Origin of the sequence: Flavobacterium muglaense, assembly GCF_014305155.1 — a bacterium.
Lineage (GTDB): Bacteria > Bacteroidota > Bacteroidia > Flavobacteriales > Flavobacteriaceae > Flavobacterium > Flavobacterium muglaense.
Window position 1 is genome coordinate 26,997 of the sequence record NZ_JACRUK010000041.1, and the last position, 7,760, is coordinate 34,756.

The following is a 7,760-nucleotide window of genomic DNA, read 5'->3' on the forward strand; positions in this document are numbered from 1 at the left end:
AAAAATTAATTACTAATTTTAAACCTCATTTTGTTGTAATAGGAAAAAACACTAACATGATAATGACTTAAATCGTTAGTTATTTCACTATAAAACAATGTTTTAAAAAATTACATGCTTTCTAATTCGTGCAGAGCTTTTAAAGTGCTTTCATAGAATAATATAGAAGCAATTAAAGAGTTGGTGTCCGAATATGGAATTATTTTACGTTGAAAATCGTCTGTTTTTTCGATAAAATCATTGATTGACTCTGCTTGTGCTTCCATAATTTTTCTGTTTTTAGAATCATTTGGAATCCCGAGGTCAGTAATAGTTATACTTGAGTTTGTTGTTAACGCAATATAAGGAAGCATCTTTACCAATACATTGATGCGTTCAATGTATAAATCTAAAAGTTCGCCTTTTTGCATGGCAAGCAACTCATTTTGACTATGATATGATTTTATTTCTGCTGATTTACTAATAATACTGTTACCCTCTTTTTTATTTTGGGCTTCAATACTACTTGTTGCCAGCATAAGGCAAATACTATAAAAAATAATTCTCCCTTTCATATAATGAGTTTATGATTATTACAACTTGCAAAATTATACAATAAAAGCTAATAAATATGTTGATAACTCTAAATTTTGGGGCAAAAAGAGTTGGAAACACGACGTATAGGCTTTATCCTACACAAGCTTGCTTGTTCTTATAATTCTACTAAGCTATTGATAATCTGTTTTTTAATTATTACGTTTTTTGTTTTGTAGCGCTAAGTCTACTGAATTTTTATCCTAACCTGCTGATAAGCGAATAACTACAGTTATTAACAAAATCAATTTAAATTTCAATTATTTTTTACATCAATCACAAATCAGTGTTTGTTTATTTTGCAACGACTTAAAATGTAGCATTTGTTATATAAATTTCAGACAACAATACTATCTCTTTAATCCTCTCTTTTATATCAACATATTGTTACAAATGTAACAATATCCGTGCCGTATTTCCTTTTGTCTTCACCACCATTCCGGCTACGGCCTACATTTCAAAAAAAAAAAAAGTCTATTCATTAATCTGTTGTTACAATATTGTTTTGTTGCTTCATCCCGAAAACCCAAATGTCTTTGTTATATGTTCCGTTCATTTTAGTTTCACTTAAACGAGTTGCTTCTTGGTATGAATCTTTTTTACTTACATAAACATATTTCATTTTGTTTTTTGGATTCACAAATGAAAAAGCTTCAATTCCGTTACCATTTAATTTGGCTACTAAAGCTGTTCCATTGGAATGGATTTTAAAAACCCCCACCACTAAATAATAATCCTTATTATTGTACGACACTTTTTTTACCTCATCATTGTTAGAACGAACAACTACTTCTTTTTCAATTGGTCTACTTACTACAGCTGTACTTTTAGGTTCTTTTGTAATTGGCTTTTTAACTTGTGGCATTTCAGCTGGATAACTATTGTCGGCAATCGCACTATTGTCATCTTGCTTATTCATTTTAAAAACCCATGTTTTTTTACCATAAGTTCCATTCAATTTATTGGCTTGCAGTTGTGTTGCTTCACTAAATGTATTGGGTTTGCTGATATAGACATATCGATAATTGTTTTTCGGGTTGGTGACGTAATAAGCATCTACGCCTTCTTTTTTTAACTTTTCGATTAAGCGAGTTGCATTTGAATGCACTTTAAAAACACCTGCCACTAAATAATAGTTTTTATCTACAATAGCCTTGTTGTTTGTAACTGCTGCTTTGACTGCTGTCGCCTTATGAGCGACCTTAGTTTCTGCAACTGGAATTTGTTCTTCCTCAATTACTTCAACCGGAATTTCCTTTTTGATGGGTTGCGTATCTCTAACCGCGACTACTTTGGTATTTGTTTTTATAGCATCCTGTACCTTCTTTTGATTTCCAGCTGCTAATAATTCTACTTGGGGCAAAATTTCGATTGGGGCAATTTCTACTGGAGGAACCACTTCAACAGTAAAGGCGTTGAAAAACACAAAGTAACGATCACCATATGATTTGAATTTTACGGTTACACCTTTGGTATTATTTTGAATAATTGAATTATCGGGATTTTGAATAGCCATTATAAAAGAATCGTAGCCCAAAGTGTTTACACTATTAGGAGAACGATCAGAAAAATATTTATTATCAATAGAAATAGAGCTATTAAATACATTCATCTTGTCTCTTAACTCGTCAGACATTTTGGAAAATTCTTTGGACGAATCTGACTTAAAAAAAAGTTGATCACCTGTTAAATTTAAATCACCTTCTAGAGCAGCGCAGGCAATCTTTGCATTGATTATTCCAACAGGAAGCGTTTGAAAACCAGAAAAGTTAATATCTACCGGTGCTTTAGTAACGCCCGCAAACCCATCATAAGTAGTAATGAATTTTCCAGACATATTAGCATCTTCATAAACAAAGAAAATAGACCAACCAGCAGAAACACCTCCGCTTACTACACCAACAGTCGATTTAATATTAGCTACTGTATAAGTTCCTGTAGCTGATTTTGATTTTTTTACTAAATCAGTAATATCTGCATACATAGCATAAGGAGCACTTTCTTTAAAATTAGTTTTATCAAGACCATCAAAAATCATCTTCCCTTGAATATCAGTATAAGCTGTTTCATTAGGTAATTTAATTTTAATATTATCAAATGATTGTCTGGAGTTGTCTACCGCAGTGAAGATATTTGTTCTTGGACTTTTAGAACTAGTGCTAGTATAAGTAGCTGACCAATACAAACCAGCATAAACGATTTTCTTATCAGCAGCTTTATCCAGAACTAAGTTAGCGCTACTTGATGAAAAAGTATTCTTATCATCATCAATGTCTATGTATTGCATATCCAACTGGTCATTCAGTTTTGCCTTATCATCCACTTTATCGTATGGTGAATTAGGATTGCTAAAAAAATCTTTTCTATTGACAATATTATTTGCAATCATTGTCATATCCCCTTTTACATACAATTGACGACGTACAGCAAAGGGTACAGCAACTTGACTGAAAACTTCAATCGAGATGAAAAGCAAAAGATAAACGAGGTAAAATTTCTTATTCATTTAAAAATAAATTAATTGACCATGAAAAACTTATAATAAGTTGTTAACATTTTTCAAAAGTAATATTTGTTTTTTAATTAACAATACAAAATTGTTAATAAGTTTGGGTAAAATGTATAAAATTTAATTTGTTTCAGTAAATCTATTTGAGTAATAGTTTCGTGTTTAATGAATTATAACACAAAAAAGAGCGGTACTATCATGCAAATGGAGGTTAAAAAAGGATAGTCCTACTCCAGATAATACGCAACGGTCCCTAAAAATAAAAACGGTCTTTAGTGCAGTAAATAGTATAAAAAACCAACTGATTTACAATAGATTAACTCAATAAAAGATTTGCGCTTTCGCAAAAAATAAAAAGGCAATACCCCCTAAAATTGATGAAAAATTCAGTAAGCCAAAATATTTCAAACCGTGAAAGAATTGATTAGCTCCTATAACTGTTGATAACCAATAGCTAATTGTTAACAACCGTAAAAAAATTCAACATAATTTATTTCAAGTGTTCCTACTATTTGAAAAAGTCTAAATAGCTTCGAATAATTTACCTGGCAAAGGCCGAACTAGCCCTTTTAACTCCATATTTAACAACAAACCCGAAATTCTATAAATAGGAAAATCACAATGAAGGGCTATGATATCCATTACCTCCTTGCCAGTACGCAATAAATAGTCGTACACAAGCTGTTCATCGTCATCTAAGGTAACAAACAACTGTTTTTGCACTGGTTTTACTTGTTTTTGTACCTCCCAGTTGAGAATATACACTAAATCAGCAGCGCTTGTGAGCACATTGGCTTTTTGTGTTTTGATTAAATTATTGCAGCCTTGACTGTATTTATCTGTTACACGGCCTGGAACAGCAAAAACATCTCGATTGTAATCATTGGCCATATTAGCGGTTATTAAAGAACCGCCACGATCTGCCGACTCGATCACAATAGTAGCCTCAGACATTCCGGCGACAATACGGTTTCTACGCACAAAATTTTCCTTGTCAGGATTAGAAGAACTCCAAAACTCCGTCATAAAACCTCCATTCTCCTCGACTTTGGCAACATATTTCTTATGTGTCTTAGGATAAATTTGGTTCAACCCATGTGCAACAACACCTATTGTTTGCAAATTAAGTTCGATAGCCAACTGATGCGCGACGATATCCACACCGTAAGCAAAACCACTTACAATAACTGGATCAAGAGGCGCTAAATCCTCCATAAATTTACGGCAAAAATCAATTCCGTATGAAGTAATTTGGCGCGTCCCAACAATGCTGATTATTTTGCGATTTTTTAAATCTATGGCACCAGAACTAAATAACAACAGCGGTCCATCGATACATTGTTTCAATCTTTCAGGATAATCGACGTCTTGAAAATAAGCCACTTTGATATTATTATGGTTTATAAACTGCAGTTCAGCAGTTGCTTTGTCAAAAACAGTTTTATCCTTGATGTTTTTCAGCAACATACTACCAACACCATCAATAGCAGCGAGTTGTGCGCTTTTAGTACTAAAAACAGCATCGGCAGAACCACAATGGGTAATGAGTTTTTTGGCCATTACATCGCCTACACCTTCCACTCTTTGCAAGGCTAACAAGTAAAATAATTCGTCTTCAGTCATACTAAATAATTGATCCTGAAAAGTATAAAATAAATACGTGAATTGTTAACAAAAATTGTGAATAAAATTTTGATAAGTATTTTCATTGTTTAACTTTGTCACTATGAATATAGAATCTTACATCGCTCAGCTTTTACATCGTTATCAATGCGTTACCATTCCTGGCTTCGGGGCTTTCTTAACAGAAATCCAGTCGGCACAATGGATTGAAAGCGCAAATTCATTTTTTCCACCAAAAAAAATGATTTCTTTTAATGCCAATTTGAAAAACAATGATGGCTTACTAGCTAATCACATTGCTCAAGTAGAAAAAACTTCTTATGATTATGCGGTAAGCGCGATACAGTTTGAGGTAATGAACTGGAAAACGGCACTTGAAACCAATGGTGTGTTTACCATCAAAAACGTAGGTACTATTAGTCTTAATGCTGATGACAACTTAATATTTAAACCATCAGAGCAGGTAAATTACTTAACAAGCTCATTTGGATTGAGTTCGTTCGTGTCTCCAGTTGTAAAAAGAGAAATCTTTGAGCAAAAGATGGAAACCTTAGCAGAATCAAAAGTAATTGCAATTGAAGAAGAAGAAAAAGAAGAAAAAAGCGCCAATCACTTTTTAAAATATGCTGCTATTTTTGTGTTAGGTCTAAGCTTAACTGGTAGTATTGGTTATTCTATCTTTCAAAATCAAATAGCTACACAAACCACATTAGTTGAAACGGCTGTTCAAAAACAAGTACAAAATAAGATACAAGAAGCTACTTTTTTCATCTCAACTCCCATTCCTGCTGTTACGCTTTCTGTAAAAGAAAGAAAATTACCGTATCATGTAGTTGCTGGTGCATTTAGAGACGAAACAAATGCTGAAAAAATATTCAAAACCTTATCTGAGCACGGTTTTAAAGCAAGAAGATTAGCCATCAATAAATACGGCTTATACCCTGTATTATATGGAAGTTATGCTACACTTGCAGAAGCAATAAAAGTAAAAAGAGAAGTACAAGAAAGTGAAAATCCAGAAGCTTGGGTTTTAATCGAATCTTTGTAACAATATACTAGCATACAAAAAACCTCCAAAAGCACTATTTAATGCTCTTGGAGGTTTTTTTTTGAATCCCTGAGTTTTGTAAACTCTTAGATCTTACAACACTTGAGCTTGCAATCTAAAATTACATTAACTCGCTTATTTGCAATTCTCCTGCTACATTGGTGTAATTAGGAACATCAGCTGCAAAGGTAGCAGCATGCGGTCCAAACGAGGCTTGAAAAACAGCAACCGATTCAAACTTTAAATCTACTATAGCAAAATAGGGTGCTTTTTCTCCTGGTACTCTGCCGCCTATTCCTAATACAAATTCCATTCCTTTTAAAGCATCGCCTAGAGCAGCTGTAATCATAGGAAGATGGGTGTTTTTGTAATACTCAATATCAAATTTTATATCCGCAGTATTGGGATACATTACGCTTACTTTTATCATGGTGTTTTTATTTTATAATTTTACTAAAAGTACAAAACCTTATTGTAATCACTGGACATTCTGGTATTCACATTCCCGCAGCCCGATTGGAGTGGAGCTCTTTTTTGTGGAGCGTAGCGCAACAAAAAAAGCGGGAACGGAAGGCGGAATAGCTGCCCAAAGAATTAAAATAAGGTTTTGTATGAATCTATCTAATGATGAATTATTTTTTTGACCAAGCAAATTTTTGGAACGCAGCGTCAACTGGCGTATTTGCAATGTGGTTTGTGTAGTTACTAATCACTTTTTGAGATACTCCAAGGATGATTTCAAGTACTTGTTGTTCTCCGTAACCTGCTGTGTAAAATGCTTCCAAGTCTGCTTGAGAAACGTTTCCACGGTTGCGAACGATTGACAATGTCATAGTGCGCAATGCTTCTAATTTTGGGTTTGCCAAAGGAGTTTCGTTACGTAAAGACTCGATGATGTCGTTGTCTACCTTCATCATGTGAGCGATACCTGTATGTGCAGGAACGCAGTAATGACAGGCGTGCTCTACGTTGATTGCTTGCCAAACTACTGTCAATTCTTCTTCGTTGAAAGAAGTGTTAACGAATAATTCGTGTAATTTTTGGTATCCTTCAAGAATTCCAGGAGCGGCAGCTAATACACCGTGCAATCCAGGAATCATTCCGTATGCTTTTTGAGATGCTTCTAATAATGGTTTACTTGCTTCTGGAGCCGATTCGATTGTGTGCACTTTTAATGTTGTTATTGTATTGATTTTTAAAAATTATAATTGTGTTAAATGTATCTAAGCATTCGCTTAGTTTATGGTTAAAAAAATAGTTAGATATTTTGGAACGTTAGTTCAATGTAATCTTCTATCTCTTGTTTGTTGTTTACTCGTGACGCGGCAGCTAAACCGTGTTTTGCTAATACTAAATAGTTGGCTTGTTTGGCAATTGTTGCTTCGTCCTTAGAACTGTTTACAGCTAATTTTTGAACAAATACCGCTTTCAAATGATCCATGAATTCGGTCATTTGCAATTGAATCAACTGGTCTTCGTTGTTGGCAAACTCATTGTAGGTGTTGGTTAACAAGCACCCTTTGTTGTCAAATTCTCCAATTTTGGTAGGCATTTCGACTGAATCATAAAAGAACGCTTTGATGTCACTGACGCCCTCTGTTCCGTTTTGTAATTTTTCGAAAACCGAAGCGTTTTTTCTTTTATAACATTTTAAACTTTCAAGGAAAACGCCGTGCTTACTTCCAAAACTAGCATAAATAGAAAACTGGTTGATGCCCATTTCCTTTTCCAACATACGAACGGAAGTACTCTCATACCCATTGCGCCAGAACAAAGACATCGCTTTTTCTATCACTTCTTGTTCGTTATATTGTTTTGCTCTTGCCATTTTTAGTTCTATTCTGATGCAAAACTAAGCAACTGCTTGGTTATAAAAAAATAATTAACAGATTTTAACTTTTGTACTTTTTAAATTATAAAAAATGTACTGTAATTAGGGCTTGCTGAAAAATTGCAAATCCAATAAAACACAGGTATTTAGAGTTACTTTTTCTTGTTTAAATGCAA

At 33.7% G+C, this 7,760-nt stretch carries 7 protein-coding genes; 1 reads left to right on the top strand and 6 read right to left on the bottom strand.

From position 1 onward, the window contains the following. Nucleotides 1–110: 110 nt before the first annotated feature. From H8R24_RS13930 to dprA, 3 genes are all read right to left on the bottom strand, one after another. Complete coding sequence (locus tag H8R24_RS13930) at nt 111–554, bottom strand: hypothetical protein (protein WP_187020134.1); 444 nt, start codon at nt 552–554, stop codon at nt 111–113. 500 nt (nt 555–1,054) lie between these two features. Beyond that, the gene (locus H8R24_RS13935) at nt 1,055–3,079 is read right to left on the bottom strand and encodes an SPOR domain-containing protein (protein ID WP_187020132.1); all 2,025 of its coding nucleotides are present in this window, start codon (nt 3,077–3,079) and stop codon (nt 1,055–1,057) included. 525 nt (nt 3,080–3,604) lie between these two features. Further along, entirely contained in the window at nt 3,605–4,705 is a 1,101-nt protein-coding gene (dprA, locus tag H8R24_RS13940; protein ID WP_187020129.1) for a DNA-processing protein DprA, read from the bottom strand. Nucleotides 4,706–4,808: 103 nt separating this feature from the next. Between dprA and H8R24_RS13945 the strand changes: the two genes are divergently transcribed. Next, nucleotides 4,809–5,753, top strand: a complete 945-nt coding sequence (locus tag H8R24_RS13945; protein ID WP_187020126.1) for an HU domain-containing protein — start codon at nt 4,809–4,811, stop codon at nt 5,751–5,753. Between the two features lie 121 nt (nt 5,754–5,874). Here H8R24_RS13945 and H8R24_RS13950 read toward each other — a convergent pair whose 3' ends face one another. The 3 genes from H8R24_RS13950 to H8R24_RS13960 form a co-directional block, all read right to left on the bottom strand. Beyond that, nucleotides 5,875–6,183 (bottom strand): EthD family reductase, encoded by a 309-nt coding sequence (locus H8R24_RS13950; RefSeq protein ID WP_187020124.1) that lies wholly within the window; start codon nt 6,181–6,183, stop codon nt 5,875–5,877. Between the two features lie 202 nt (nt 6,184–6,385). After that, nucleotides 6,386–6,937: a carboxymuconolactone decarboxylase family protein gene (locus H8R24_RS13955; RefSeq protein WP_187020150.1), complete on the bottom strand. Its 552-nt coding sequence runs from the start codon at nt 6,935–6,937 to the stop codon at nt 6,386–6,388. Between the two features lie 74 nt (nt 6,938–7,011). Beyond that, a complete protein-coding gene (locus H8R24_RS13960; protein ID WP_187020121.1) occupies nt 7,012–7,581 on the bottom strand; it encodes a TetR/AcrR family transcriptional regulator in 570 nt (189 codons plus the stop codon). Between the last annotated feature and the right edge of the window lie 179 nt (nt 7,582–7,760).

Coding starts and splice junctions, on each gene's coding strand:
- H8R24_RS13930 (WP_187020134.1), bottom strand. CDS start 554: ATGAAAGGGAGAATTATTTTTTATAGTATTTGCCTTATGCTGGCAACA.
- H8R24_RS13950 (WP_187020124.1), bottom strand. CDS start 6,183: ATGATAAAAGTAAGCGTAATGTATCCCAATACTGCGGATATAAAATTT.
- dprA (WP_187020129.1), bottom strand. CDS start 4,705: ATGACTGAAGACGAATTATTTTACTTGTTAGCCTTGCAAAGAGTGGAA.
- H8R24_RS13935 (WP_187020132.1), bottom strand. CDS start 3,079: ATGAATAAGAAATTTTACCTCGTTTATCTTTTGCTTTTCATCTCGATT.
- H8R24_RS13945 (WP_187020126.1), top strand. CDS start 4,809: ATGAATATAGAATCTTACATCGCTCAGCTTTTACATCGTTATCAATGC.
- H8R24_RS13960 (WP_187020121.1), bottom strand. CDS start 7,581: ATGGCAAGAGCAAAACAATATAACGAACAAGAAGTGATAGAAAAAGCG.